Source organism: Agromyces agglutinans (assembly GCF_009647605.1).
In the GTDB taxonomy this organism is placed as follows: Bacteria; Actinomycetota; Actinomycetes; order Actinomycetales; family Microbacteriaceae; genus Agromyces; species Agromyces agglutinans.
The window spans coordinates 67,752-94,478 of sequence record NZ_WJIF01000009.1; the positions used below are offsets into that span (position 1 = coordinate 67,752).

The 26,727-nt window shown below is 72.0% G+C and carries 27 protein-coding genes and 1 tRNA gene; 13 read left to right on the forward strand and 15 right to left on the reverse strand.

Annotation, left to right across the window (positions count from 1 at the left end):
• The first annotated feature begins 145 nt into the window (after positions 1 to 145).
• Positions 146 to 796, forward strand: coding sequence for a phosphate signaling complex protein PhoU (gene phoU / locus GE115_RS14340; protein WP_153685467.1), 651 nt, complete (start codon positions 146 to 148; stop codon positions 794 to 796).
• 72 nt (positions 797 to 868) lie between these two features.
• On the opposite strand, the gene GE115_RS14345 is transcribed toward phoU, so the two are convergent.
• The gene (locus GE115_RS14345; RefSeq protein WP_153685468.1) at positions 869 to 1,618 is read right to left on the reverse strand and encodes a phosphoglyceromutase; all 750 of its coding nucleotides are present in this window, start codon (positions 1,616 to 1,618) and stop codon (positions 869 to 871) included.
• Between the two features lie 33 nt (positions 1,619 to 1,651).
• On the opposite strand from GE115_RS14345, the gene GE115_RS14350 reads away from it, so the two are divergent.
• Positions 1,652 to 2,461 (forward strand): class I SAM-dependent methyltransferase, encoded by an 810-nt coding sequence (locus tag GE115_RS14350; protein WP_153685469.1) that lies wholly within the window; start codon positions 1,652 to 1,654, stop codon positions 2,459 to 2,461.
• Between the two features lie 21 nt (positions 2,462 to 2,482).
• Here the strand turns inward: GE115_RS14350 and ygfZ are convergent, their stop codons facing one another.
• From ygfZ to GE115_RS14365, 3 genes are all read right to left on the reverse strand, one after another.
• Positions 2,483 to 3,631, reverse strand: coding sequence for a CAF17-like 4Fe-4S cluster assembly/insertion protein YgfZ (ygfZ, locus tag GE115_RS14355; protein WP_153685470.1), 1,149 nt, complete (start codon positions 3,629 to 3,631; stop codon positions 2,483 to 2,485).
• The gene (locus GE115_RS14360) at positions 3,631 to 4,239 is read right to left on the reverse strand and encodes a nitrobindin family protein (protein WP_153685536.1); all 609 of its coding nucleotides are present in this window, start codon (positions 4,237 to 4,239) and stop codon (positions 3,631 to 3,633) included. Before GE115_RS14360 ends, ygfZ begins: the two co-directional genes overlap by 1 nt.
• A gap of 173 nt (positions 4,240 to 4,412) precedes the next feature.
• A complete protein-coding gene (locus GE115_RS14365; RefSeq protein WP_153685471.1) occupies positions 4,413 to 4,715 on the reverse strand; it encodes a hypothetical protein in 303 nt (100 codons plus the stop codon).
• An 81-nt stretch (positions 4,716 to 4,796) separates the two neighbouring features.
• On the opposite strand from GE115_RS14365, the gene GE115_RS14370 reads away from it, so the two are divergent.
• The 7 genes from GE115_RS14370 to pstB all read left to right on the forward strand — a co-directional run bounded on the left by GE115_RS14370 (position 4,797) and on the right by pstB (position 12,873).
• Positions 4,797 to 5,480: a winged helix-turn-helix transcriptional regulator gene (locus tag GE115_RS14370; protein WP_312855198.1), complete on the forward strand. Its 684-nt coding sequence runs from the start codon at positions 4,797 to 4,799 to the stop codon at positions 5,478 to 5,480.
• A gap of 75 nt (positions 5,481 to 5,555) precedes the next feature.
• Entirely contained in the window at positions 5,556 to 7,727 is a 2,172-nt protein-coding gene (locus GE115_RS14375) for an RNA degradosome polyphosphate kinase (protein ID WP_153685472.1), read from the forward strand.
• Positions 7,724 to 8,680 (forward strand): NUDIX hydrolase, encoded by a 957-nt coding sequence (locus GE115_RS14380; protein ID WP_312855199.1) that lies wholly within the window; start codon positions 7,724 to 7,726, stop codon positions 8,678 to 8,680. The genes GE115_RS14375 and GE115_RS14380 overlap by 4 nt, the downstream gene beginning before the upstream one ends.
• Before the next feature lie 164 nt (positions 8,681 to 8,844).
• A complete protein-coding gene (locus tag GE115_RS14385) occupies positions 8,845 to 9,936 on the forward strand; it encodes a phosphate ABC transporter substrate-binding protein PstS (protein WP_312855200.1) in 1,092 nt (363 codons plus the stop codon).
• Positions 9,937 to 10,032: 96 nt separating this feature from the next.
• Positions 10,033 to 10,971 carry a phosphate ABC transporter permease subunit PstC gene (pstC, locus tag GE115_RS14390; protein ID WP_153685474.1) on the forward strand — a complete coding sequence of 313 codons (939 nt, stop codon included), beginning with the start codon at positions 10,033 to 10,035 and terminating at the stop codon, positions 10,969 to 10,971.
• Entirely contained in the window at positions 10,971 to 12,074 is a 1,104-nt protein-coding gene (gene pstA, locus GE115_RS14395) for a phosphate ABC transporter permease PstA (RefSeq protein WP_153685475.1), read from the forward strand. The genes pstC and pstA overlap by 1 nt, the downstream gene beginning before the upstream one ends.
• Positions 12,075 to 12,093: 19 nt before the next feature.
• Positions 12,094 to 12,873, forward strand: a complete 780-nt coding sequence (gene pstB / locus GE115_RS14400; protein WP_312855201.1) for a phosphate ABC transporter ATP-binding protein PstB — start codon at positions 12,094 to 12,096, stop codon at positions 12,871 to 12,873.
• A gap of 42 nt (positions 12,874 to 12,915) precedes the next feature.
• Here pstB and GE115_RS14405 read toward each other — a convergent pair whose 3' ends face one another.
• From GE115_RS14405 to GE115_RS14430, 6 genes are all read right to left on the reverse strand, one after another.
• Entirely contained in the window at positions 12,916 to 13,803 is an 888-nt protein-coding gene (locus tag GE115_RS14405; protein WP_153685476.1) for an aminodeoxychorismate lyase, read from the reverse strand.
• Positions 13,804 to 14,100: 297 nt separating this feature from the next.
• Positions 14,101 to 14,739: a DNA-directed RNA polymerase subunit beta gene (locus GE115_RS14410; RefSeq protein ID WP_153685477.1), complete on the reverse strand. Its 639-nt coding sequence runs from the start codon at positions 14,737 to 14,739 to the stop codon at positions 14,101 to 14,103.
• 22 nt (positions 14,740 to 14,761) lie between these two features.
• Positions 14,762 to 15,250, reverse strand: coding sequence for a hypothetical protein (locus tag GE115_RS14415; protein WP_153685478.1), 489 nt, complete (start codon positions 15,248 to 15,250; stop codon positions 14,762 to 14,764).
• 59 nt (positions 15,251 to 15,309) lie between these two features.
• Positions 15,310 to 15,382, reverse strand: a tRNA-Lys gene (locus GE115_RS14420).
• A 33-nt stretch (positions 15,383 to 15,415) separates the two neighbouring features.
• Positions 15,416 to 16,099, reverse strand: a complete 684-nt coding sequence (locus GE115_RS14425; RefSeq protein WP_312855202.1) for a response regulator — start codon at positions 16,097 to 16,099, stop codon at positions 15,416 to 15,418.
• Positions 16,096 to 17,388, reverse strand: coding sequence for a sensor histidine kinase (locus GE115_RS14430; protein WP_153685479.1), 1,293 nt, complete (start codon positions 17,386 to 17,388; stop codon positions 16,096 to 16,098). Before GE115_RS14430 ends, GE115_RS14425 begins: the two co-directional genes overlap by 4 nt.
• Positions 17,389 to 17,514: 126 nt before the next feature.
• Here GE115_RS14430 and GE115_RS14435 point away from each other — a divergent pair, with 126 nt between their 5' ends.
• The gene (locus GE115_RS14435; RefSeq protein ID WP_172979942.1) at positions 17,515 to 18,720 is read left to right on the forward strand and encodes a hypothetical protein; all 1,206 of its coding nucleotides are present in this window, start codon (positions 17,515 to 17,517) and stop codon (positions 18,718 to 18,720) included.
• A 322-nt stretch (positions 18,721 to 19,042) separates the two neighbouring features.
• Here the strand turns inward: GE115_RS14435 and GE115_RS14440 are convergent, their stop codons facing one another.
• Positions 19,043 to 20,092, reverse strand: a complete 1,050-nt coding sequence (locus GE115_RS14440; RefSeq protein ID WP_153685481.1) for an LLM class F420-dependent oxidoreductase — start codon at positions 20,090 to 20,092, stop codon at positions 19,043 to 19,045.
• 102 nt (positions 20,093 to 20,194) lie between these two features.
• Here GE115_RS14440 and GE115_RS14445 point away from each other — a divergent pair, with 102 nt between their 5' ends.
• Positions 20,195 to 21,373 (forward strand): MarP family serine protease, encoded by a 1,179-nt coding sequence (locus GE115_RS14445; protein WP_153685482.1) that lies wholly within the window; start codon positions 20,195 to 20,197, stop codon positions 21,371 to 21,373.
• A 3-nt stretch (positions 21,374 to 21,376) separates the two neighbouring features.
• On the opposite strand, the gene GE115_RS14450 is transcribed toward GE115_RS14445, so the two are convergent.
• Both GE115_RS14450 and GE115_RS14455 read right to left on the reverse strand, forming a co-directional pair.
• Positions 21,377 to 22,318, reverse strand: coding sequence for an aldose 1-epimerase family protein (locus GE115_RS14450; protein ID WP_153685483.1), 942 nt, complete (start codon positions 22,316 to 22,318; stop codon positions 21,377 to 21,379).
• A 10-nt stretch (positions 22,319 to 22,328) separates the two neighbouring features.
• Positions 22,329 to 23,204 (reverse strand): DeoR/GlpR family DNA-binding transcription regulator, encoded by an 876-nt coding sequence (locus GE115_RS14455; protein WP_153685484.1) that lies wholly within the window; start codon positions 23,202 to 23,204, stop codon positions 22,329 to 22,331.
• A gap of 84 nt (positions 23,205 to 23,288) precedes the next feature.
• On the opposite strand from GE115_RS14455, the gene galT reads away from it, so the two are divergent.
• Both galT and galK read left to right on the forward strand, forming a co-directional pair.
• The gene (galT, locus tag GE115_RS14460; protein ID WP_312855203.1) at positions 23,289 to 24,416 is read left to right on the forward strand and encodes a galactose-1-phosphate uridylyltransferase; all 1,128 of its coding nucleotides are present in this window, start codon (positions 23,289 to 23,291) and stop codon (positions 24,414 to 24,416) included.
• Entirely contained in the window at positions 24,413 to 25,570 is a 1,158-nt protein-coding gene (gene galK, locus GE115_RS14465) for a galactokinase (RefSeq protein WP_153685485.1), read from the forward strand. Before galT ends, galK begins: the two co-directional genes overlap by 4 nt.
• Positions 25,571 to 25,656: 86 nt before the next feature.
• On the opposite strand, the gene GE115_RS14470 is transcribed toward galK, so the two are convergent.
• Positions 25,657 to 26,229 carry a GNAT family N-acetyltransferase gene (locus GE115_RS14470; RefSeq protein ID WP_153685486.1) on the reverse strand — a complete coding sequence of 191 codons (573 nt, stop codon included), beginning with the start codon at positions 26,227 to 26,229 and terminating at the stop codon, positions 25,657 to 25,659.
• Complete coding sequence (locus tag GE115_RS14475; RefSeq protein WP_153685487.1) at positions 26,226 to 26,720, reverse strand: YbaK/EbsC family protein; 495 nt, start codon at positions 26,718 to 26,720, stop codon at positions 26,226 to 26,228. The genes GE115_RS14470 and GE115_RS14475 overlap by 4 nt, the downstream gene beginning before the upstream one ends.
• Between the last annotated feature and the right edge of the window lie 7 nt (positions 26,721 to 26,727).

Genomic DNA, 26,727 nt, shown 5'->3' on the forward strand with positions numbered 1-26,727 from the left:
AAGCCGCCGAGACGGCGCTAGGTTGGGAATTGTTCAGGTGTTCGGCACCTGCCGTTCACCTGCCACCGGGAGGATGACGGGGGCCGGTCGACACCGGTGCGTCCGCGCGCGTCGCGCGGGCCCGTGATGGTCAGGGGATTCGTACATGCGTGAGGTGTTCCAGCAGGAACTTCAAGAGGTCCAGAACGGCCTCGTCGACATCGCCAACCTCGTGGCGGAGTCGATCGAGAAGGCGACGAGGGCGTTCAACGAGTCCGACGTGAGCCTCGCCGAAGAGGTCATCGCCGAGGATCCCCGGATCGACCAGGCCACGGTGGCGCTCGACGAACTGGCGATCACGATCCTCGCCAGGCAGCAGCCGGTCGCGCGCGACCTGCGCATCGTCGTGAGCGCGCTGCGCATCAGCGCGTCGCTCGAGCGGATGGGCGACATGTCGACGCACATCGCGCAGCTCGCGCGTTACCGCTTCCCCGACAAGGTGGTGCCGAAGTCGCTGCGCGGCACGTTCTCCGAGATGGGCCGCCTCGACGTCGAGATCGCCCGCAAGCTCGCACAGCTCCTCGACAACGAGGACGTCAAGCTCGCCGAGGAGATCCGCAACGAAGACGACAAGATCGACGCGCTGCACCTGAGCGTGTTCGACAAGGTGCTCGGCGAGACCTGGAAGGGCGAGGCGATCGACACCGTCGACGCGACGCTCGCCAGCCGCTATCACGAGCGGTTCGCCGACCACGCGGTCTCGATCGCCAAGAAGGTGCAGTACCTTGCGACCGGCGACTGGGTGCCCGAGTCCTGAGCTCCGGCACGCAGACGGCCCGGCGGGTTCTCCCGCCGGGCCGTCGCTCTTGCCCGGAGCCGCCGCTCCGGTCTACTTCTTCGAGCCCTGCGCGGCGACCGCGGCCGCACCCGCGGCTGCCGCCTCGGGGTCGAGGTAGCGCCCCGGAGCGGTCGGCATGAAGTCGTCGCCCAGCTCGTACACGAGGGGGATGCCGGTCGGGATGTTCAGCTCGGCGATGTCGTCGTCGCTGATGCCGTCGAGGTGCTTTACGAGCGCGCGCAGCGAGTTGCCGTGCGCGGTGACGAGCACGGTCTTGCCCGCGGCGAGGTCGGGCACGATGCCCTCCTGCCAGTAGGGCAGCATGCGGGCGATGACGTCCTTCAGGCACTCCGTGCGGGGCAGCTCCTCGTCGCTGAGCGAGGCGTAGCGCGGGTCGCCGACCTGCGAGTACTCGGCGTCGTCGGCGAGCACGGGCGGGGGCACGTCGAACGAGCGGCGCCAGAGCTGGAACTGCTCGGGCCCGTACTTCTCGAGCGTCTCGGCCTTGTCGAGGCCCTGCAGCGCGCCGTAGTGCCGTTCGTTCAGGCGCCAGCTGCGGCGGACGTCGATCCATGCGCGGTCGGCGACGTCGAGCGCGAGGTTCGCCGTCTGGATCGCGCGGGTCAGCACCGAGGTGTGCAGCACGTCGGGCAGCACGCCGTGCTCGACCAGGAGCTCGCCCGCCCGCTCGGCTTCGGAGCGGCCGAGCTCACTGAGACGGACGTCGACCCAGCCGGTGAACAGGTTCTTCTGGTTCCATTCGCTGTTGCCATGGCGGAGCAGCACGAGGGTGTGAGGCATGCGACCAGCCTATGGCCTGAGAGACTGGTGGGCATGCCCGTCGGAACCGTCACGCGCGGCACCACGAACACGAACCGCCTGCGTCGCGTCGATCGGTGGATCGCCGTGCATCCGGTGCTCCGAAGGGCTCCCGATCCCCTCGTCGTCGACCTCGGCTACGGTGCGAGCGGCGTGACCGCGTTCGAGCTCGCGACGAGGCTGCGGCGGACCCGAGCCGACGTCGAGGTGCTCGGGCTCGAGATCGATCCGGCACGGGTCGCGACGGCGACGGCGCAGCTCGCCCGGGTGCGGGCGGGTACGACCGCCTTCTCCCCCGACCTGGCCGTGTCCTTCGCGCGCGGCGGATTCGAGGTGCCGGCCCCCGGCGGACGCCGGCCCGCGGTCATCCGCGCCTTCAACGTGCTCCGTCAATACGACGAGTCGGAGGTCGCCGGCGCGTGGGCCCGCATGGTCGAACGCCTCGCGCCCGGAGGACTCCTCGTCGAGGGCACCTGCGACGAGGTGGGACGCATCGCGAGCTGGGTCGGGGTCGACGCTTCCGGACCGCGGACCTTCACACTGAGCCTTCGCCTCGCCGGCCTCGACGAGCCCTCGATCGTCGCCGAACGCCTGCCGAAGGCGCTCATCCATCGCAACGTGCCGGGCGAACGCGTGCATGACCTGCTCGTCGCGCTCGACCGCGCGTGGCGGGTGCACGCCCCGCTGTCGGTCTACGGCCCCAGCCAGCGATTCATCCGCACCGCGCAGTCGCTGCGCGCGGAGGGATGGCCCGTGCGCGACGGCGTGCGCCGATGGCGGCTCGGCGAGCTCACCCTCGACTGGGCGGCCGTCGCCCCGCGCTGACGGCCCGACCGCGGGCCGACGTCAGTGCCGGACGCCGAGGCGGGGCAGCCGGGGCACGTCGACGGCCGCACCCGCGTCGGCCGGCACGATCTCGACCTGCGCCGCGGCGACGTCGATGCCGTGGCTCTCGACGATCAGCTGCAGGTCGGCCGGCACCGCGCGCTTGATCACGGCGAGGGCGATCGGGCCGAGTTCGTGGTGCATGGCGCTCGAGGTGATGCGTCCGACGACCTTGCGTTCGGGCTCGGCGCCGGCCTCCGGTTCGGGGCGCACCTTCTCGCCGACCACGGGCTCGCCCGGCGCAGGCAGCACGGTGTCGCTGCCGTCGAGGTGCAGCAGCACGAGCCGGCGCGGCGGCCGCCCGAGGTTCAGCACCTTGGCGACCGTCTCCTGCCCCTTGTAGCAGCCCTTCCCCAGGTCGACCGCGCTGCGCAGCCAGTCGAGTTCGTGCGGGATCGCCTTCTCGTCGACCTCGGTCGCGAATCGCGGTCGCCAGGCTGCGATCCGCAGCGCCTCGGCCGCGAGCGCCCCGGCCGCCTCGACGCGACCGGCCGTGACCGCGGCCGCGGCCTCCGCGAGCGCAGCGCGTGGAACGATGCGCTCGGTCCAGGTCCACTCCGACGACGGATGCTGCGCATCGCGCGAGTACTGATGACCGGATGCCCCGCGCCAGGGATCGACCCAGTCCAGGGCGACGCCGTTCGGCGATGCGGCGGGCACTGCGGCATCCAGCGGCTCGACGCCCATCGCCGCGACGACCGCCCAGTCGGCCGACGCATCGGCGACCTCGACGCGGAGCATGAACCGCATGCGGTCCAGGAACGCGGCCAGCGAGGCGGCCTCGTCGCCCTCGACGACGAGCCAGGTCGTGGCACCGTCGTCGACGACGTGGGCGGCGTGCTCGATGTGGCCGTTGGCGTCGAGCAGGAGCGCCTCGGCGCTCTCGCCGGGGGCGAGCCGCGCGAGCGCCTGGCTCGCCATCGAGTGCAGCCAGCTCAGCCGGTCGGGGCCCGTGACCGTGACGATCCCCCGCGCTGAGAGGTCGACGATCGCGCGCCCCTGCTCGAGGCGGCGCTGTTCGACGATCGGGTTGCCGTAGTGCCCGGCGACCCCGGCGTCGACGCCCTCCGCGAGCACCGCACCGGGCAGCGACAGGAACGGCGAGCCCATCAGTCGGCCTTCGCGAGGCGCGCCGACGCGTGGGTGCGCAGATCCTGGCCGAGGGCGGCGATGTCCCAGGCCCACAGCAGGTGCCCCTCGACGAGCCCGTACAGCCTCGTGGCCGCGGTGTACTCCTTCGCTCCGGCCGACCGGACCACGGCGTCGGACGCGAGGTCGATGCGGGGACCCTTGACCTGGCCGAGGTAGAGCTCGAGCACGCCCTCGGGGTGGGCGATCGAGACCTGCAGGTCGAAGCCCCCGTCGGCGTTGCGCAGCGCTTCGACCTGATCGGCGGTCGCGAACCGGGACTCCCCCGTCGCCGGCAGCATCGCCGGACCGGGGTCGCCCTCGCCGAACGTGCGCGCGAGGCGCCAGAAGCCGGTCTCCGTCGCGAGCGGCGTCGGCTCGCCGCCCTCGTCTGCTGGGAGGAGCCACGTGTACGAGGTGTAGTTCAGGTGCGGCAACCCGTCGTGGCTGAAGCTCACGCGTTGACCGAACTCGTGGGTCATGCGCTCCTCGCCGACGGCGTAGTCGATCACGCCCGACCCCTCCCAGACTCCGAGGAGCCAGGAGAGCGGGACGAGCTCCGACGGCAGGTCGACGGGGAGTTCGATCATCGCCACGACGTCAGCGCCTAGCGCTGGCCCTTGAAGAGCTTGTAGACGACGACGCCGGAGATCCAGGCGATCGCGAGGCTCGCGAGGCCGAGCAGGCCGATGAAGAGGAGTTCGAGGGCGAGCAGCTCAGACATGCTGCGAGTCTACCCCGCTCGCGCTGGGCGGGCGGGCGGTCATCCGCCGACGACGGCCAGCACGAGGGCGGCCGCGACGGCGACCGCCGCGGCCCCGCCGACCGACCAGCTCGCGCGGGCGACGAAGCCGGCCGGGCGGCGCGTGGCGAGCTGGGCGACGAGGGCCGTGAGCACGGCTGCAGCGAAGACGACCCCGAGCGCTCCGAACCGGCCGAGGGCCGAGTCATCCGTCGCCCACTGCGCGCCCGCCGCGGCGCCGGCGATCACGGCGACCGAACCGATCAGCGCCACCGCCCAGCTCGCGCCGATCGCGACCCGTCCGCCCGTCGCCGTCTCGCCCATCGCACCGTTCCCGTCTGCCGCGCGACGCCGCTGCTTCGGCGTCCCGTAGTATGGTCGGCACCTTACTACTGGAGGGTGTGCGTGGCGCAGCTGCTGATCCTGTCGCCGGCGGCCGACGATGACGTCCTCCCGGCTCTGTCGCTCCTGACTCACCGGATCCGGGTCATCCCGGCGTCCCCTGAGCAACTCGTCCGCGCGCCCGAATCCGACCTGCTCTTCCTCGACGCCCGCACGAACCTCGCCGGGGCGAAGGCGCTCGCGCAGATCCTCCGCACGACCGGGCTCTCGTCGCCGCTCGTGCTCATCGTGACCGAGGGCGGGCTCATGGCCGTGACGCCCGACTGGGGCGTCGACGACGTGGTGCTCGAGGGCGCCGGCCCCGCCGAGCTCGACGCGCGCATCCGGCTCGCGATCGGCCGCGCCCAGTCGGCCCAGCCGTCCGAGCGCATCCAGACCTCCGGCGTGGTCATCGACGAGGCGAGCTACTCGGCGAAGGTGCACGGCCGCCCGCTCGACCTCACCTACAAGGAGTTCGAGCTGCTGCGATTCCTCGCGGCGCATCCGTCGCGCGTGTTCACCCGCGAGCAGCTGCTCAGCGAGGTCTGGGGCTACGACTACTTCGGCGGCACCCGCACGGTCGACGTGCACGTGCGACGCCTGCGGGCCAAGCTCGGCGACCTCGAGAGCCTCATCGGCACCGTGCGCAACGTGGGCTACCGCTTCAACGTGCACGAAGAGGACGAGCAGGCTCCCGTCGCGCAGTGAGCCCGGTGGCCGTTCGTCACGCCGCATTGCCCGGGCGGCAACGTCCGCGTCGCATGCCGGTGGCATGATGTGGGGATGACCGACACCCTCGACGACGATCGCACCGCGAGCGACTTCGACGACGACTTCGAGCCGTTCGACGTCGAGGGCGCTCCCGAGCTGCCGGCCGAACGCTACCTCGACCGCGAGCTCAGCTGGCTCGCGTTCAACCAGCGCGTGCTCGAACTCGCCGAGGATCCGCGGCTGCCGGTGCTCGAACGCGCGAACTTCCTGGCGATCTTCGCATCGAACCTCGACGAGTTCTTCATGGTTCGCGTCGCGGGCCTCAAGCGGCGCATCGTGACGGGGCTCGCGGTCCCGTCGAACGTCGGGCGTGCGCCCACCGACGTGCTCGGCGACATCTCGCGGGCCGCGCACGAACTGCAGGAACGGCACGCCGCCGCGTACCAGGAGCTGGTCAGGCCGGCGCTGGCGGAGGCCGGCATCCACGTCGTCACCTGGTCCGAACTGGGCGAGGCCGAGCGCGCGCACCTGCGCGGGTACTTCTCGCAGCAGATCTTCCCCGTCCTCATGCCGCTGGCCGTCGATCCGGCGCATCCCTTCCCCTACATCTCCGGCCTCTCGCTGAACCTGTCGGTGCGCGTGCGCAACAGCCGGACCGGCCGGCAGGAGTTCGCGCGCGTCAAGGTGCCGCAGATGCTGCCCCGGTTCGTCCAGGTCAGCCCCGGCGAGACCGCCGATGCCGTGCGGTACATCACCCTCGAAGACCTCATCGCGAACCACCTCGGCGACCTGTTCCCCGGCATGGAGATCCTCGCGCACCACGTCTTCCGGGTCACCCGCAACGAGGACGTCGAGATCGAGGAGGACGAGACCGAGAACCTCATCAAGGCCCTCGAGAAGGAGCTGCTGCGCCGCCGGTTCGGCCCGCCCATCCGGCTCGAGGTGAGCGACGACATGGACGAGGTGACCCTCGGCCTGCTCGTGCGCGAACTCGACATCTCCGTCCAAGAGGTCTTCCGTCTGCCGCCGCCGATCGACCTCGCCGGGCTGTTCGACCTCGCCCGCATCGATCGTCCCGAGCTGCACTACCCGACGCACGTGCCGACCACGAACGCGCAGCTGCTGCCCACCGAGCCCAACCGCACGGCCGACATCTTCGAGGCGGTCTCGCGCAAGGACGTCCTGCTGCACCACCCGTACGAGTCGTTCGCGACGAGCGTGCAGGCGTTCCTCGAGCAGGCCGCGTCCGACCCGAACGTGCTGGCGATCAAGCAGACCCTGTACCGCACGTCGGGCGACAGCCCGATCGTCGAGGCGCTCATCGACGCCGCGGAGTCGGGCAAGCAGGTGCTCGCCCTCGTCGAGATCAAGGCGCGCTTCGACGAGCAGGCCAACATCAGCTGGGCACGCAAGCTCGAGAAGGCCGGCGTGCACGTCGTGTACGGCCTCGTGGGGCTGAAGACCCACTGCAAGCTCGCGCTCGTGATCCGCCAGGAGCGCGGCCAGCTGCGTCACTACAGTCACATCGGCACCGGCAACTACAACCCCAAGACCAGCCGCATCTACGAAGACCTCGGGCTGCTGACCGCCGACGACCAGGTCGGCAAAGACCTCACCCGGCTGTTCAACGAGCTTTCGGGCTACGCCATCGAGAAGAAGTTCAAGCGCCTGCTCGTCGCACCGCTGCACCTGCGCAAGGGCCTGCTCAAACTCATCGCGGCCGAGACCCGCGCCGCCGAAGAGGGGCGCCCCGCCCGCATCCGCATCAAGGTGAACTCGATGGTCGACGAGGCCATCATCGACGCGCTCTACCGCGCCTCCAACGCGGGCGTCCCCGTCGACATCTGGGTGCGCGGCATCTGCAGCCTCCGCCCGGGCGTCGCCGGGCTCAGCGAGAACATCCGGGTCCGCTCCATCCTCGGGCGATACCTCGAGCACTCGCGGGTCTTCTCGTTCGCGGGCGACGGCGACCCGCAGGTGTACATCGGCTCCGCCGACATGATGCACCGCAACCTCGACCGGCGCGTCGAGGCGCTCGTGCGCCTGACCGATCCCGACCACCTCGCCGAGGTCGAGTCCAACTTCGACCGCGCCCTCGACGAGCGCACGAGCTCGTGGCACCTCACGGGCGACGGCACGTGGGTGCGCCATTCGACCGACGATGCGGGGCATCCGCTCGACGACCTGCAAGACCAGTTGATGCAGCACATCGCGCATCGCGCCCGACCGGGGAAGCGTCGGTGACCCGCGCGGTCGAGCAGGCGGTCTTCGCGGCGGGGGCGGTCTGCTGGCGCCTCATCGACGGCCGACTGCACGTCCTCGTCGTGCACCGCACCGCCTACGGCGACGTCACCATCCCGAAGGGCAAGGTCGACCCCGGCGAGACGCTCCCGCAGACCGCGGTGCGCGAGATCGCCGAGGAGACCGGCCTGGCCGTCGCCCTCGGCGTGCCGCTCGGCGAATCGCACTACACGATGCCGAGCGGGCGCGCGAAGGTCGTGCACTACTGGGCCGCCCACGTCAGCGAACAGGCCGTGCAGCGTTCGACGTTCCGGCCGAACTCCGAGATCGCCGCGCTCGAATGGGTCACCGTGAAGCGCGCACGCGAGTACCTCAGCTACGAGCCCGACGTCGCGATCCTCGACGCGTTCGCGAAGCTCGTCGAGCAGTCCGTCACCAGGACCTTCCCAGTGCTCGTCGTGCGCCACGGCAAGGCGGTCGGCCGGTCCGGGTGGCACGGCCCCGACGCCGCGCGGCCGCTCACCGAACTCGGCGTGCAGCAGGCCGCGGGCCTGGCCGGCACGCTCGCCGCGTGGCGCCCGAAGCGCATCGTGACGAGCCCGGCCGTGCGCTGCGTGACCACGGTCACCCCGCTCTCCGCGGCGACCGGCGTGCGCATCACGCGCGACGAGGGCATCAGCCAGGATGCCTGGGAGGCGGGCGACGACGAGGTCCGCCGCGTCGTCGGCAAGCGCGTGCGCGTCGGCAAGTCCGCCGTGCTGTGCAGCCACGGCCCCGTGCTGCCCGGCATCCTCCGCGAGATCGCGCTCGCGACCGCGACGCCCTTCGGCAGCTACGTCGACGAGGCGGCGGCGCTCGAGCCCGGAGCGTTCAGCGTGGTTCACCTCTCGGCGACGAACCCGGCCTCCGGCATCGTCGCGATCGAGACGCACCCGGCGCGCCCGGCGCGCAGCTGAGCCGGCCGCGGCCGCCGCGCCGCGGCGTGCCGGTCCCTCGCCGTTCACCGCCGTTCACCTTCTGTTCACCGTCGTAACGGATGCTCGTCATCCGGGGCGCCTACCGTCGCAGGCGGGCCGAGCACCGGCCCGCAACCTGCAACCGGACCCCGGAAGGGAATCACGTGAACCTCAAGCGTTTCGGCGTACCCGCCGTCATCGCCACCGCAGCTGTGCTCGCGCTCAGCTCCTGCGCCTCGAACGAAGGCGGAGCCACGCCGGAGGAATCGGCCTCGTCGCTCGCGGGCAACCTCGTCGGCGCCGGCGCCTCCTCGCAGGACAGCGCACAGCAGGCGTGGATCGCCGCCTTCCAGACGGCCAACCCCGACGTCACGATCGACTACGACCCGTCGGGCTCCGGCGCAGGCCGCGAGACCTTCCTCGAGGGCGCGAGCGACTTCGCCGGCTCCGACCGTGCGTTCAAGGACGAGGAGCTCGCCGAGGGCGGCTTCGCCAAGTGCGCGCCCGACACCGACATCGTCGAGCTGCCGCTCTACATCTCGCCGATCGCCGTGATCTTCAACGTCGAGGGCGTCGACACGCTGAACCTCGACGCGGCGACGATCGCGGGCATCTTCGCCGGCACCATCGTCAACTGGAACGACCCGGCGATCGCCGCGACGAACGAGGGCGTCACGCTCCCCGACCTCGCGATCACGCCGGTGCACCGCTCCGACGACTCGGGCACCACCGAGAACTTCACCGAGTACCTCGGTGCCGCCGCTCCCGACGTGTGGACCTTCGAGGCCGACGGCGTGTGGCCGATCGAGGGCGGCGAGGCCGCCCAGGGCACCTCGGGCCTCGTCGACGCCGTCACCAACGGCAACGGCACCATCGGCTACGCCGACGCCTCGCGCGCCGGCGACCTCGGTACCGTCGCGGTCCAGGTCGGCGACGAGTTCGTCGAGTACTCGCCCGAGGCCGCGGCCGCGATCGTCGACGCCTCGCCGCTGGCCGAAGGCCGTGCGGCCGGCGACCTCGCGATCGAGATCGATCGCACCTCGACCGAGGCCGGCGTCTACCCGATCGTGCTCGTGAGCTACCTCATCGCGTGCCAGGAGTACGCCGAGCCCGACAACGTCGAGCTGGTCAAGTCGTACCTCTCGTACATCGCGAGCGCCGAGGGCCAGGACGCGGCCGCCGAGGCCGCCGGTTCGGCGCCGATCTCGGACTCGCTCCGCGAGCAGGTCGTCACCGCGATCGACTCGATCCAGTAAGCAGGTGGGTGCCCGGCCCGTGCTCCACGCCTGGAGCCCGGGCCGGGCATCAGCCCGTTCCGCACCATCACAGAGAGAACCGAGGGACCCGGCCCGATGAGCACCGCTCCAGCACCGATCAAGGCGAAACTCCGCCTCGGTGACCTCGTCTTCTCGCGGTCGGCGCTGTTCGCCGGCTCCATGATCCTCGTGACGCTCGCCGCCGTCGCGATCTTCCTCATCGTGCAGTCGATCCCCGCGCTCTTCGCGACGAACGAAGACGCCTCGATCCTGACCACGAACTTCTGGGACTACGTCGGTCCGCTCGTGTTCGGCACGATCTGGGCGGCAGCGCTCGCCCTCCTGATGGCCGTGCCCGTCTCCATCGGCATCGCCCTCTTCATCTCGCACTACGCACCCCGCCGGCTCGCCTCGGTGCTCGGCTACATCGTCGACCTCCTCGCCGCGGTGCCCTCGGTGGTCTTCGGCCTCTGGGGCATCGGCGTGCTCGCCCCGGCCGTGGTGCCCGTGTACGCCTGGCTCAACGAGTACCTCGGCTGGATCCCGCTGTTCTCCGGCGACGCCAGTGCCACCGGTCGCACCATCCTCACCGCGGCCGTCGTGCTCGCGGTCATGGTGCTGCCGATCATGACCGCGATCTGCCGCGAGGTCTTCCTGCAGACCCCCGTGCTGCATGAAGAGGCCGCGCTCGCGCTCGGTGCGACCCGCTGGGAGATGATCCGCATCGCGGTGCTGCCCTTCGGGCGCCCCGGCATCATCTCCGCATCCGTCCTGGGCCTCGGCCGCGCGCTCGGCGAGACCATGGCCGTGGCCATGGTGCTCTCGGCGTCGCACGTCATCAGCTTCGAACTGCTGACCTCGGTCAACCCGACGACCATCGCCGCCAACATCGCCCTGAGCTTCCCCGAGGCGTACGCGCTGAACGTCAACGTGCTGATCGCCACGGGCCTCATCCTGTTCATCGTCACGTTCGCCGTGAACGCGATCGCACGCTGGATCGTGGATCGTCGCAAGGAATTCTCGGGAGCCAACTGATGACCGTCACCTCGACCCCTCCTGAGACCGGCCGTCGGCCGGCCGCCGCGCCGATCGCCAACTCGCTCACGGCCGGGCGCCTCCCGAAGGGCGCCTCCTGGACCATCCTCGGCTCGGTGCTCGTCGTCTCCGCGGTGCTGTTCGGGGCCATCGCCCTCACGACCGGCGAGTTCAACTGGGTCGGCGCGATCGTCGTCGGCGCCGTGCTCTACGTGCCCGCCATCTGGCTGTTCTCCTCGATCGTCGAGGGCCGCCGCCGCGCCAAGGACCGCCTCGTGACCGCCCTGGTCACCGGCGCGTTCCTGCTCGCGATGATTCCGCTCATCTCGGTGACCATCACGGTCCTCAGCCTCGGCCTCGCCCGGTTCGACGCCGACTTCTTCACGATGTCGATGCGTAACGTGACCGGAGAGGGCGGCGGGGCCCTGCACGCCATCATCGGCACGCTGCTGATGACCGGCACCGCCGCGATCATCTCCATCCCGATCGGCCTGATGACCTCGATCTACCTCGTCGAGTACGGCCGGGGCAAGATCGCGCGGGGCATCCGGTTCCTGGTCGACGTGATGACGGGCATCCCGTCGATCGTCGCCGGCCTGTTCGCGTACGCCCTCTTCGCGATCTTCTTCGGGCCGGGCGTGCGCCTCGGCATCGCCGGGGCCGTGGCGCTCGCGGTGCTGATGATCCCCGTCGTCGTCCGCTCGAGCGAGGAGATGCTCCGGCTCGTGCCGAACGAACTGCGCGAGGCGTCGCTCGCCCTCGGCGTGCCGAAGTGGCTCACGATCGTCAAGGTCGTGCTGCCGACCTCGATCGCCGGCATCACGACCGGCATCATGCTCGCCATCGCACGTGTCATCGGCGAGACCGCGCCGCTGCTGATCGCGGCCGGCTTCACCCAGAGCATGAACTACAACATGTTCGAGGGCCGCATGCAGTCGCTGCCGGTGTTCGTCTACACGCAGTACGCGAACCAGGGCAACCCGGCCGAGGCCTACCTCGACCGCGCCTGGGCGGGCGCGCTCACCCTCATCCTCATCGTCATGGCGCTGAACCTCATCGCCCGCCTCGTCGCGCGCTACTTCGCGCCCAAGTTCGGCCGCTGAGCCCCCAGATAGGAAACCCGTGTCCAAGCGCATCGAAGTCCGAGACCTCAACGTCTACTACTCGAAGTTCCTCGCGGTCGAGGGCGTCACGCTCGAGATCGAGCCCCGCAGCGTCACCGCGTTCATCGGCCCGTCGGGCTGCGGCAAGTCGACCTTCCTCCGCACGCTGAACCGCATGCACGAGGTCATCCCCGGTGCGCGCGTCGAGGGCGAGGTGCTCATCGACGGCAACAACCTCTACGACCCCGACGTCGACCCGGTGCTCGTGCGCCGTCAGGTGGGCATGGTGTTCCAGCGCCCCAACCCGTTCCCGACGATGTCGATCAGGGAGAACGTGATCGCGGGCGTCAAGCTGAACAACAGCAAGATCTCGAAATCCGACGCCGACGACCTCGTCGAGCGGTCGCTGCGCGGCGCGAACCTGTGGAACGAGGTCAAGGACCGGCTCGACCGGCCCGGCTCGGGCCTGTCGGGCGGCCAGCAGCAGCGCCTGTGCATCGCGCGGGCCATCGCGGTCTCCCCCGAGGTCATCCTCATGGACGAGCCGTGCTCGGCCCTCGACCCGATCTCGACGCTCGCGATCGAGGACCTCATCGAGGAGCTGAAGCAGCAGTACACGATCGTGATCGTCACCCACAACATGCAGCAGGCGTCGCGGGTGAGCGACAAGACGGCGTTCTTCAACATCGCGGGCACCGGCAAGCCGGGCAAGCTCATCGAGTACGACGAGACGACGACGATCTTCTCGAACCCGTCGGTCCAGGCGACCGAGGACTACGTCTCCGGCCGCTTCGGCTGAGTCGCCGGTGCCCGGTCGACGCTCGAGCGGTCGCGGTCGCGGTCAGTCGCGCGGCGTCAACAGGTAGGCGTTGAAGCCCGCGGTCGTCTCGGCGTCGTAGGGCATCGGCTCGCCGTCGAGAGCCGTGATGCCGGCCGCGAGCCGAACGCTCGACACCAGCCACGCGGCATCCGCGGTGCGCAGTTCATCGATCGGGATGTCTCGATACTCGACCCGCTCGCCCGTTGCGGCGAGGTGCTCGAACAGGCTCTGCTGCGTCGTGCCGTGCAGGATCGCACCCGACGGCGCCGGCGTCGCGTACACGCCGTCGCGCCGGAGGATCACGCTCGAGGTCGGCCCCTCCATGGCGTACCCGTCGGAGGACACGAAGACCGTGTCATCGGCCCCGCGACGCTTCGCCTCTCGGATCGCCGCCATGTTCACGGCGTACGAGAGCGTCTTCGCCCCGAGCAGGAGCCACGGCGCGCGCTCGGCCGCACCTCGGTCGTACCCGCGATCGAGCGTCACGACGCGGATACCGTGTTCGCGCGGGCCGCTGAAGTCGGCGGCGCGGGACGCCGCGAGCCACGCCGTCGGTGCCGGACCGTGCTCGACGCCCCGGCTCAGCACGAGCTTGATGCCGAACTCGCCGGTCTGCGGCAGGCCCGCGAGGGCGGTCGCGATCGCGGCCTCCCACTGCGCGAGGTTGGGTTCGGGGAGCTCGCAGATGCGGGCCGAGTTGCGCAGCCGCTCGAGATGCGGGCGCACCTCCTGGGCGTGTCCGTCGACGACGCCGATCGTCTCGAAGATGCCGTCGCCGCGCTGCGTCGACAGCTCGCCGACCCGCAGGGCGGGCTCGGTCGCGTCGACCGGCCGGAACGTGGCGCCGAGGTCGACGTCGACGGCGTCGGCGGGCACGGGATCGATGAGCAGCGTCACGGTGTCGGGCATGCTCCGATGCTACGCGCGGCGCTGCGAAGCGGCGATCCGACGGAGGCGCCGGGTGGCGCGGAGCCCGACCGGCTTGCCCGGTGGCGGTGAGCCGGGTGCCGGGCAGCGAAATGCCGGGCCGCAGAACGCCTCTCGGCGCGAGGCCGCTCGGAGCGGCGAATATTGGAGCCCGGGGTTACTGCGGCCCGGCACATTCGAGTGTAACCGAGGCGCCGGCCGGTGTATTCCGGCCGGCCCGGTCGACCGTGCGAGCCCGGTCGACCGTGCGAGCCGTACCAGCCGAGCTCGCCCGCCCGCTCAGTCGAGCGAGTCGTGCCGCCAGAGCCGCGCGCACGACGCGAGTTCGGCCGCCAGTTCGGTGAGCCGCAGCGCCCGCCTCGTGAGGTCGCCCGACCGGTCGGGGTGCACCGCGTCCGAGGCATCCGCATCGTCGGCGAGGTCGGCGAACCCGGCCGCGGCGACCCGGCAGAAGGCGGCGGCGCGGTCGAGGGCGACCGCGAAGTCGCCCGTGAACACGCCGTGCAGGATCGTGTCGGCGAGGTCGCGCACCTCGTCGGGGCCGGTCGGGATCGCGGCGCCGGCGACCACCTGGTCGATGGTGTGCGACACCTCGGTGCCGCGCTGGAACGCGAGGCTGGTGCCCGCCGCATCTTGGCGGATGAGCGTGCGCAGCAGGTAGATGCGCCAGAGCGCGCCGGGCAGGCTCTTCGCCGAGGCCTGCGCCCACAGTTCGGCGATCGTGTCGATGCCGTGGCGATCGGTGTACTCGACGAGCCGCTGCACGGTCTCGGGGTCGGGGTCGGCGCGCACCCTCGAGAGGAGCGCGGCGGCGGTGTCGTGCGCGACGCGGCTGATCGCGGCGGGATCGTCGCCGCCGTGGAAGCCCTCGAACATGCCGGGCGGGAACCGGGTCGGTCGGTGGAATTCGGCTGCCATCACCGACACGATACCCGCTCGGTCAGTCGGCGGGCCCGGTGCCGACGGCTCGGGCAGCCGTGACGGCCTCGACGAGCGCGGATCGCCAGTTGGGGCCCATCCGCTCGTAGGTCACCCGTGCGTGGCAGTTACGGCAGCGGACGTCGCATTTGTCGATCTCCTCCGACACCCGGGCCCAGGAGTATGCGGCCTTCGCGAGCTTCATGACCTCCGCCGTCTTCGCCTCGCCCAGGCGATGGTCGAAGTCGAGCACGCGGAGGTCGACCTCCCCGCAGTCGACGCAGGGGTGTGCCAGCAGGTACGCGCCGATGCGCTCGAGGTTCGCGGCCCTCGTCTTCGCGACCTGGGCGGCGACCGCCCGGCGATGCACCTCGAGGTTGTCGGCGTAGTACCGCCGCGACCGTGCTCGATTGCACTCGCGGCAAACCGACTGCAGGCCGTCTGCCGAGGCCGCCCGCCGATTGAACGCCGTGTCATCGAGCGAGCTGCGGCAGGTCGAACACACCTTCATGATCGGAAGGATAGGGGCGGCCGCCGACGCGGGGATCGTGCCGACCGGGCGTGGCCGAGTGCCCCCCGTCAGGCTCGAACTGACGACCCGCGGATTAAAAGTCCGCTGCTCTACCAACTGAGCTAGAGGGGCTCGCGCCTATTCTTCCATGTCCCCCGCGGCGCCTCACCACTCCGGCGCGTTCACCAGGCCGTGCTCGAACGCCCAGATCACGACGTGCACGCGGTCGGGCAGGGCGAGCTTCACCAGGACGGCCGCGACGTGGGTCTTCACGGTGTTGCCCGTCAGGCGCAGGCGCTCGCCGATCACCTCGTTCGACGCACCGGTGAGCAGTTCGCGCAGCACGTCGCGTTCCCGAGCCGTGAGCGGAGCGAGCAGCACCTCGGGATCGGCCGGCTCGGACGCCCGCGCGACGAAGTCCACGAGGCTCGCCGTCGCACGCGGGGCGACCACCGAATCGCCGGCGTGGACGGCGCGGATCGCCGCGGCGATCTCATCGCTGGAGGCATCCTTCGTCAGGAACCCGCTCGCGCCGGCGCGGATGGCGGCGAACACGTACTCGTCGAGGTCGTACGTCGTGAGCACGAGCACGCGGGTGCCCGGGTGCTCGGCGGCGAGCCGGCGGGTTGCGGCGATCCCGTCGAGTCGGGGCATCCGGATGTCCATGAGCACGACGTCGATCCGATGCCGTCTCACGAGCTCGACGAGTTCGGCGCCGTCGCGCGCCTCGCCGACCACGGCGAGATCGGCGTGCGGCTCGAGCATGGCGGCGACGGCCGACCGGATCAGGTCCTGGTCGTCGGCGATCGCGACGCGGACGGGGGTGGCGCCACGGTTCGACTCGGTCACGTCGGCCCGTCCGCCCCTGCGGGACCACCCGTGAGGATCGGGAGGACGGCGCGGACCCGCCAACCCTCGCCGTCGGGCCTCCGACCGGTCTCGAGGCGGCCGCCGACCTGGGCGACCCGGTCGGACATGCCGCGGATGCCGCGTCCCGAAGCGGTGTCCGAGGCCTCGACCGACCGCCCGTCGTCGTCGATCGTGAGCACGACCGATTCGCGGCCCCACTCGAGGCGCAGTTCGCTGCGGGTCGGTGCGGGCGCGTGCTTCAGCGTGTTGGTCAGCGACTCCTGCGCGACCCGGTAGATCGTGAGGCCGAGTCCGGGGCTCGCGGAGGAGCCTTCGCCCACCTCGACGAGCATCACCGCGCGCTCCGGCCCGCGAACCCGCTCGACGAGTTCCCGGAGGTCGGCGATGCCCGGCGTGGGCCGCAACGCATCCGCCGCGGTGCCGGCGGATGCCGAGGCGTCCCCGAGTGTGCTGAGCAGTCCCCGCATGTCGGCCATCGCGCCGCGGCCGGTCCCGATGACATGCTCGACCGCGGCGCGGGCGCGGACCGGGTCGAGGTCGAGCAGGACCCGCGCGGCTTCGGCCTGCGCCACGACGACCGCGAGCGAGTGGGCGACGACGTCGTGCAGATCCCGGCCGATGCGCTGGCGTTCCTCGGCGATGACGGCGCGTTCCCGCTGCCGGCCGAGTTCGACCGCCTGTTCACGCGCGAGTGCCTGGGCTGCTCGCTTCCGGAGGGACTCCCGCCGGTACCGGCCGAGTGCCCATGCGGCGCCGATCGATGCGACGAGGAACCCCGCGAGCGCGATGAGCGCCCCGGGCGGTGCGGCGAAGCCCGACCGGGCGTCTGACTCGTGGACGGCGGCGACCCAGGTCATGAGGCCCGCCCCGGCCAGGCCGATGGCCGGCGCGGCGATCGCCGCGACCCGGTCGTCGCTGGCGGCGACGCTGTAGACGAGCACGAGGTACACCGCGCTGCTCGGCAGCAGCACGGCGACCGTCGGTGCGAACGGCAGGCTCAGCGCGACGAGCCCGAGCATCGCCGCCGAGGCGACCGCCACGGCACCGCGCGGACGGACCTTGCGCAGCACGACCGTGAGGTGCAGGACCAGGAAGCACAGCAGGACGCCCCCGACCCAGGCGGCGAGGTCACGGCCGGGCACCGACCGGAGCAGTTCGACGATCGTCAGCGGAAGCAGTCCCGCGGCGAGGGCGCCCGCCCAGACCCAGTCGGCGACGGAGGGCGCGCGCCGGACGGGCCGGCCCGGTTCAGGAGAGGCATCCGACATCGCTCGACACGCTACCGGTCTCCCGACGACGTCGCCTCACCCGATCGGGTGAGGCGGCCCGGCGCGCATGCGGGCACGCTTCCGGTGGGCCGGGACACCGGCCCCGGACGATGAGGAGCGGATGACATGCCGATCGAGCGAACACCTGCGACGCGAGCGGTCCCACCGCCGGCCGCACCACCGACCGAACGGGGTGCACGAGGCGCGAGGCCGACATCCGGGGCACGAGGCATCCGATCCCTCGCGATCGGCGCGATCGTCGCCTCGGCGACGATGGCGGTGATCGGCATCGCCTGGCTCCTGCTGCCGGAGCTCGACCCCTTCGCGAGCGGCGTGCTGTCGAGCCTCGCGACCGCCCTGTTCGGCCCGCACGCCGCGGCCGCCCTGGCGGCGGCGCTCGGGCTCGGAGGCGTCCTGCTCGGCATCGCGGTCGCACGGACCGCACGACCGCTCCACAACGCCGCCCCGATCGCCGTCGGCGGTCTCGTCATCGCGGTGGGCCTGGCCTTCGGGTTCGGCAGCTTCGCCGTCATCGCGTTCGCGGGCTACCTGTTCGGCCTCGCCGCGGTGATCGCCGGCGCAGCGACCGTCGTCGTGCTGCTGTTCCGCAGGCCCCGGCTCGGTGTGCCCCTCCTCGCCGCCCTGCTCGCACTGCTCGCGGCCGCGGTCTGGCTCGCGGGACTCACGCTCGAGGGTGTGGTCGAGTTCGCCCGCGAATTCGGCGACACGCTCGTCGGCACGATGGGCGATCTCGCCGTCAGCGCGCTGGCGGTCGCGACGACGGTCCTCTGGGTGGCGGTCGCCTTCCGAGTCCTGCACGGCACGCCTGCGCTGCGGCGCGTAGAGGGATGGCTCGTGCGACACCGTCGGATGCTGGCCGTGCTCGCCGCGCTCGGTCCGGTGCCCTACCTGCTCGCGCGCCTGACCTGGCTGACGCCCTGGCCGCAGTTCGGGCCCGACGCCGAGGCGATGGAACCGGCGGTCCTCGCCACCGGCCTCATGCTCGGCGCGGGAGCCGCGGCCGCGAGCCTGCTCACCCTCGGCCTGATCCTGCCGTGGGGCCGCGTGTTCCCGACGTGGATCCCGCGGGTCGGGGGTCGCCCGGTGCCGGTGCCCGCGGGGACGATCCCCGGATTCGCCGCCGCCGGGGTGCTGTGCGTCGCGGCGGGACCCTTGCTGGCCATGGCGTTCGCCGACGGTTCGTTCGCCGAGGCCATGACCCTCGCGCTCGTGCTGCCCCTGTGGTTCTGGGGTCCGATGCTCGCCCTCGCGGTGTCGGCGTACCGAGCCTGGCGGATCGACGACGACCGGGCCGCAGCTTCGGCCCGTTGACGCCAGGAGCGCTACGGCCGTCTCACGCCTCCGGAGCACCGCCAGACGGGAGCCCGCCGGGCCGCGCGATGCGGGCCACCCCGCCGAATGCGCGTTCCGGATCGGTCGCTCCCGTCACGGCGGCTCCTCCCCAGGTGTCCCCTTCCGCACGACAACGTGCGGTGCATTCACCGTAGACTCCTGCGGCGCGCGATACCAGACCCGACCGCGAATCCTTCACCCGTGGTTCACCTCGTGTTCGGGCGAGCGCGGCGGACGCCGGGGGACGCCACGCGGGCCGGCAGACCCGGTGACCCGGCGCTGCGACCCCGGTCCGGCGGTGTCAGCCGACCAGCGAGCGGAACGCCCGCATGAGCGCGACCCGGTCGGCGGAGGCCTGGGCGAGCGGCGTCACCGTGAGCGTCGTGACCCCAGCGTCGCGGAACGCCTGCACGCGATCGGCGACCTCCGCGGCCGATCCGATGAGCGAGATCGCGCGCACGAGTTCGTCGGGCACGGCGGCGATCGCCTCGGCCTTGCGGCCATCGAGGTAGAGGTCCTGGATCACGCGGACCTCGTCGGCGAAGCCGTAGCTCGCGACGAGGTCGTTGTAGAAGTTCTTGCCGCGCGCGCCCATGCCGCCGACGTACAGGGCGAGGTTGGGCTTCACGGCGGCGAGCGCGGCCTCGACGAGCTCGGGCCGGTCGGTGATCGCGAGCGCGGGGCTCGCGAACACGTCGAGGTCGCCGAGCTCGGCGGCCCGGCGCGAGCGGCCGGCGGCGAGCGCCTCGCCCCACACGTCGGTCGCCCGCTCGGGGTGGAAGAACATCGGCAGCCAGCCGTCGGCGATCTCGGCGGTCTGCTCGACCGACTTCGGCCCGAGGGCGGCGACCGTGATCGGGATGCGGTCGCGCACGGGGTGGTTGATCAGCTTGAGCGGCTTGCCGAGCCCGGTGCCCTCGCCCTCGGGCAGCGGGATGCGGTAGTGCCGCCCCTCGTGGACGACGGGCTCTCGCCGCCAGACCTGCCGGCACACCTCGATGAGCTCCCGCGTGCGGCCGAGGGGCGCGTCGTAGCGCACGCCGTGGAATCCCTCGATGACCTGCGGCCCCGAGGCGCCGACGCCGAGCTCGAACCTCCCGCCCGAGACGTAGTCGAGTCCCGCCGCGGTCATCGCGGTGAGCGTGGGCGTGCGCGTGTAGAGCTGGAGGATGCCGGCCATGAGCGTCATGCGCTCGGTGCGCGCGGCGAGGAAGCCGAGCTGGCTGACCGCGTCGAACGAGTACGCCTCGGGCACGGCGATGAGGTCGACGCCGGATGCCTCGAGCTCGGCGACCTCGTCGGCCGCCTCGCGGAACCCGCCCGCGTAGTTCAGGAACATCCCGACGCGCATCGTCACTCCTCATCGTGTGCCGTCGCGCCGGTCGCGCGAGCATTCCGACCCTACCCGACCGCGTCTGGGCAGGATCCCAGACGGGTACGGAAGGCTTGGGGCATGGGTTGGAGCCTGGTCCTGGACGTCGTGCTGGTCATCGTGTTGATCGGCGCGCCCGTGAACGGGTACCGGGCCGGCCTGCTGCGCACGGCGGCAGGACTCGCAGGGCTCGTCGCGGGCGCCATCGCGGCGTACTTCGTGATGCCGTGGGTCGCCTCGTTCGTGCCCGCGCCGGAATGGCGCGTGGCCGCGGCGATCGCCTCGGCCATCGTGCTGCTTTCGGTCGGCGTCTCGCTGGGCGCGGCGCTCGGGCGGATGCTCCGGTCGGGTGCCCGCGCCGTGAAGCTCGGGCTCCTCGACCGCATCCTCGGCGCGATCGGCAACCTCATCGTGACGGCGTTCGTCGTGGCGCTCGTGGCATCCGGCGTCTCCGCGCTGGGCGTGCCGGTGCTCTCGCCGGCCGTCGCGGGATCGTGGGTCGTGCGCGGCCTCGACCAGGTGACGCCGGCGCCCGCGAAGTCCTTGATGGCGCAGTTCCGCACGGCGGCCCTGGGCGGCGCGCTCCCCTGGCTCGACGAGGTGCTCGGCGGTCCGACGACGGCGCCCGACCTGCCGCAGGTCGCGATCGACGACCCCGAGCTCGCCGTCGCGTCGGCCTCGGTGGTGCGCATCACCGGCAACGCGTTCGAGTGCGGCAACAGCATGTCCGGCTCGGGCTTCGTCGTGGCCGAGGATCGCGTGGTGACCAACGCGCACGTCGTCGCCGGCGTCGACGAGCCCATGGTCGAGGTTCCGGGCGGCGGTGCGCTGCAGGGCCGGGTCGTCGCCTTCCAGCCCGACGTGGACCTCGCGGTGATCGCGGTCGACGGCCTCGATGCCGCGCCGATCGCCCTCGCCGACGGCCCGGTCGACGGCGCGCAGGGCGCGGTCGCGGGCTACCCGTTCGGCGGGCCGTACCAGTTGCGCCCGGCCGAGATCCTCACGACCGGCGCGCTCACGATCATCGAGGACGGCGTGCGCTCGACGCGCGACGTCACGACGCTCGCGGCGCAGGTCGACCACGGCAACTCGGGCGGCCCGGTGCTCACCCTCGACGGCGAGGTCGCGGGCGTCGTCTTCGCGCGCAGCGAGCAGGTCCAGAACGTGGGCTACGCGGTGCCGCTCGCGACGCTCGCCCCGCTCGCCGCCGAGTCGCCGGCGCTCACCGCGCCGGTCGACTCGGGCTCGTGCGCGGCCTGACCGCTACTGCCCCGGCGTGAAGTTGCGGAACCGGATGCCCCAGCTCGCGCGCCACTCCTCGCCCGGGTCGAGCCAGCGCAGGCCGCGCCCGGAGTTGAACGCCTCGGCGGGCGCGGTCATCGGCTCGACGGCGATCGCCTGGTCTCCGTCCTCGCCGGGGAAGTCGCGGGTCGTGTACACCTGCACGTAGCCGAACTCCGCCTCGGACCACACGGCGACCTCTCGACCGTCGGGGGCGGTGAGCGTGTGCTCGATGATGTCGTCGTCGTCGCTCGCGAGCTCGCCGAACGCGTCGTCGAGCTGCACGTCGCCCACGCGGCGACCCTCGCGGAAGTCCCACTCGGTACCGTCGACCGGCACCTCGCCGGTCGGGAGCAGCCGCTCGTCGACCTCGATGTGACTGGCCGCGTCGAGGCGCAGCACGAGGTCGTCGGTCGGCACGCCGCCGATCTTGACGAACGGGTGGGTGCCGACGGCGACGGGCGCGGGCTCGCCGCCCTGGTTCTCCAGGTAGTGCGTGACCTTGAGCCCGTCGGCGACGAGGTCGTACCGCACCGCGGTGCCGAGCGTGAAGGGGTAGCCCAGCTGCGGGAACACGGTCGCCTCGAGCGTGATGGAGTCGCGCTCGTGCTCGACCACGCGGTACTCGGTGTACCGGAGCAGACCGTGGATCGCGTTGTTCAGCTTCGGCTCGGTGATCGCCAGCTGGTGCTCCTCGCCGTCGGGGCCGTTCCAGCGCCCGTCGCGGATGCGGTTGGGCCAGGGCACGAGCACGATGCCGGCCCCCGAGGGCGGCGTGCGGTCTTCGGCGTAGGGCGGCACGAGGTCGATGCCGTCGATGCTGAGGGTGCGGATGGCGGCGGCGACGGCCGTGATGGTCGCCCGCAGCTCGCCGCTCGCGGTGGTCGTCTCGAGGACGTACTGTTCGCCAGTGGGCAGCGTCATGGATTCCACTCTAGGGTGTCGCCGCGGCCGGATCTGTGCCGCCGCCGGGCGTCGGCGCCGCACCGGCCAGGTGCACCGGGAGCCCGTGCTCCTCGAGCTCCTCGACGAGCACGCCGGGGGCCGCGGCATCCGTGATCAGCAGCCCGAATGCGTCGACCGGGGCGATGCGCCCGAGGTGCACCTCGCCGAGCTTTGCGGCGTCGGCGACGACGACCGAGCGGGCGGCCGCGCGCAGCATGAGCGCCTTGACCTGCGCCTCGGGCAGGTTCGCGTTCGTGACCCCGTGAGCGGCGTCGACGCCGTTGCAGCCGATGACGGCCAGGTCGACGTGCACCTCGTCGAGCATGGAACCTGCGAGCGGATGCACCAGCGAGTGCTGCTTGGGTCGCAGCGTGCCCCCGGTGACGACGACGGTGAAGCGCGGGATCTCGGGCTCGAGCTCGAGCGCGATCGAGAGGCCGTTGGTGAAGACGGTCACGTCGTCGAGGTCGGTGCGGGCGCGGAGCGCTCGCGCGACCTGCAGCGTCGTCGTGCCCACGTCGAGGATCAGGCTCTGGCCGCTCCGCACGAGTGCCGCGGCGGCCTCGCCGATGGCGCGCCTGGGGTACACCGAGGTCTCCAGCGCCTCCTCGAAGGTCGGCTCGCGGTCGGGTCGCGCGTCGGGCGCGAGCAGCGAGAGCGCGCCGCCGGCCCCCGCCACGGGCACCGCACCGCCGTGCACGCGACGGATCGTCCCGCCCCGTTCGAGCACGTCGAGGTCGGCGCGTGCGGTGACGGGCGTCACGCCGAACGCCGCGGCGAGGTCGGCCACGCGTACGAAGCCGCGCTCGGCGACCAGGGCGAGCGCGAGCTCTCGGCGGCTCGCGGCGTCGACGGCTTCGGGCATGGTCTCGATCATCCTCCCGAGGCATCCGCTTTGCAATACGCAACCAACTTGTTTGCGATACGAAAGGAGCGTAGCCTGTGCGGCGTGATCACCCAGGATCCGCGCATCGCGGTGCGCCGCTCGGCGCTCGCCGACGGGCGCGAACTCATCTACTTCGACGACACCGACACGACGCTCGGCGCCGAACGCGCCCTCGACGAACGGGCGCTCGACCCGCGCCCCGCGACCGCGCAGATGCGCCAGGACCCGCTCACGGGCGACTGGATCTCGATCGCGTCCAACCGGCAGAACCGCGTGTTCCTGCCCCCGGCGCACCTCGACCCGCTCTCGCCGCAGTCGCCCGGCAACCCGTCGGAGATCCCGAGCCGCTACGACGTCGCGGTCATCGAGAACAAGTCGCCCTCGTTCGGGCCCGGCTTGGCCGATCCCGCGGCCTCCCCGGCAGACCAGCTCGCCGACACGCGCACGATCGGCCTCGAGCGCACGCTGCCGTCGATCGGGCGCTGCGAGGTCGTGTGCTTCTCACCCGAACACGAGGGTTCGTTCGGCACGCAGTCGGTCTCCCGCGCGCGCACCGTGATCGAGGCGTGGGCGCACCGCACTGCGGAGCTGTCGCAGCTGCCGGGCGTCCAGCAGGTCTTCCCGTTCGAGAACCGGGGCGAGGCGATCGGCGTCACCCTCGGCCACCCCCACGGCCAGATCTACTCCTACCCCTATGTGACGCCGCGCACCCAGCAGCTGCTGGATTCGATCGACGCGTACGGGCCGACGCTCGTCGCCGACGCGATCGCGCGCGAGCTGGACGGGCCGCGCGTGCTCATCCGCGGCGAGCACTGGAGCGCCTACGTGCCGTTCGCGGCGCGCTGGCCGATCGAGGTGCACCTCGTGCCGCACCGCCACGTGCCGGACTTCGCCGAGACCACGCTCGAGGAGCGCGACGAGCTGGCCTCGGTGTACCTGCGGCTCCTGCGCGGCGTCGATGCGCTCTACGACACGCCGACGCCCTACATCGCCGCCTGGCACCAGGCGCCCGTGCACGAGCGCCGCGACGAGGTGCGACTGACGTTGCAGCTGACCAGCCCGCGGCGCGCCGCCGACAAGCTCAAGTTCCTCGCCGGCTCGGAGGCCGCGATGGGCGCCTGGATCGGCGACGTCGCCCCCGAGGCGCAGGCACAGGCGCTCCGCGCCGCGATCGAAGGGGTCCGCGTATGAGCGACGCCGCAACCGCCGCGGCGCGGTTCACCGAGTACTACGGGCGCGCGCCCGCGGGCGTGTGGTCGGCGCCCGGCCGCGTGAACCTCATCGGCGAGCACACCGACTACAACGACGGGTTCGTGTTCCCGTTCGCGATCGCCGAGCGCACCTGGGTCGCCCTCGGCGACCGCGCCGACCGGGTCATCCGCGTCGCGACCTCGTTCGCGCCCGACGCGGTCGAGATCCACCTCGACGACCTCGCACCCGACGCCGTCTCCGACTGGGCCGCGTACCCGCTGGGCGTCGCCTGGGCGCTCGGCGAGTTCGGCGGCGACCTCTCGCACGCGCGCGGGGTCGACCTCTTCATCACGAGCGACGTGCCGGTCGGCGCCGGGCTCTCGTCGTCGGCCGCGCTCGAGAGCGCCGTGGCGCTCGCGCTCGACGAGCACTGGGGCCTCGGCCTCGACCGACCGACGCTCGCGAAGGTCGGCCAGCTCGCCGAGAACCGCGTCGTCGGCGCCCCGACCGGCATCCTCGACCAGTCGGCGTCGCTGCTGAGCACCCTCGACTCGGCCGTGTTCCTCGACTGCCGGAGCCTCGACGCCGAGGTCATCCCCCTGCACTTCGCGGCCGAGGGGCTGACCCTGCTCGTCATCGACACCAAGGTGACGCACGCGCACGCGACCGGCGGCTACGCGGCCCGGCGTGCGTCGTGCGAGGCCGGCGCCGCGGCACTGGGCGTCTCGTCGCTGCGCGACCTCGACGTCGACGACCTCGACCGTGCGCAGGCCGTGCTCGACGATGAGACGTTCCGCCGCGTCCGTCACATCCTCACCGAGAACCGCCGGGTGCTCGACACCGTGCGCACGCTCCACGAGCGCGGGCCGGGCGCGATCGGGCCGCTGCTGGATGCCTCGCACGCGTCGATGCGCGACGACTTCGAGATCACCGTGCCCGAGATCGACCTCGCCGTGGCGACCGCGCAGGCGAACGGCGCCGTGGGCGCCCGCATGACGGGCGGCGGCTTCGGCGGCTCGGCCATCGCGCTGCTCGCCGACGACCTCGTGCCGGCGGTCACGCGAGCCGTTCGCGACGCGTTCGCCGAGGCGGACTACCGGGAGCCGGTGATCTTCACCGAGCAGCCGAGCGACGGGGCGCGGCGCGACCGCTGATACCGATGAGCGCGGCTGCGTCGGGGCGCGGCGCGGCGGCGCCGACGCGGTGCGGCGGCCGGTGCGGCGACCGGCGCGCGGCGGGGTCACGTCGTCGCGGCCCACTCCTCCGCGAGGATCGCATAGGTGAACCCATCGACCCACCCGAGTTCGGCGTGCCAGGAGTCGCGGACACCGTGCTGTTCGCGGCGCATGCCGAGCTTCTCCATCACGCGCCACGAGGCCGGGTTGCCGGCGAAGCATCCCGCGGTCACTCGGCGGAGTCCCAGCTCGTCGAACGCGAGCGAGAGCAGGGCGCGCGCGATGTCGGTCGCGTAGCCGTTCCCGGCGTGCGCCGGTGCGACCAGGTAGCCGAGCTCTGCTTCAGAGCGACGCCACGCATCGCCGTCGAACTGCCCGATGCCGTCGTGCACATGGAGCGTACCGGTCCCGATGACGGTGCCGTCGAGCACGGCGACGGCCGTGTGCTGGTCGGCATCGTCGACGCCCTCCAGCCAGACCCGGATGAAGGTCTCGGGATCGACCGTGGTGTGCAGCAACCACCGCACGACCTCCGGCCGGTTGCGCCAGACGAGCACCTGCTCGAGCAGCTCGAGCGTCGGCGTGCGCAGCTCGAGCGCGCCGGCCCGGCGCGGCCAGGCCACGCCGGGGGCGGTCATGCCGATGCCTCCAGCCGCGGCTCGACCTCGCCCGGGGTGCCGCCCGTGATGCGCACGAGCTCGTCGAACGTGGTCGGGAACACGGTCTTCGCGTGGCCGGCCGCGGCCCAGACCTCGTCGTAGTCGGCGAGCACGACGTCGACGACCGTGCGCACGGGCGCCGGGTGCCCGACCGGCGCGACGCCGCCGATCACCTGGCCGGTCGCCTCCTTCACGGCCTCCTTCGAGGCACGACGGATGGTGCCGCCGAGCTGTGCGCCGAGCCATTCGGTGTCGACGCGGTGCGACCCCGAGGTCAGCACGAGGATCGGCTCGTCGTCGATCGTGAACACGAGCGAGTTGGCGATCTGGCCGACCTCGATGCCGAGCGCGTCGGCGGCCAGCTGCGCGGTCGTCACGGCGCCGTCGAACCACGTGATGCGCGGCTCGACGCCTGCGGCACGGAGTGCCTCGGCGACGCGGTCGACGGCGGGATGGGAGGGCGTGGTCATCCCCCGA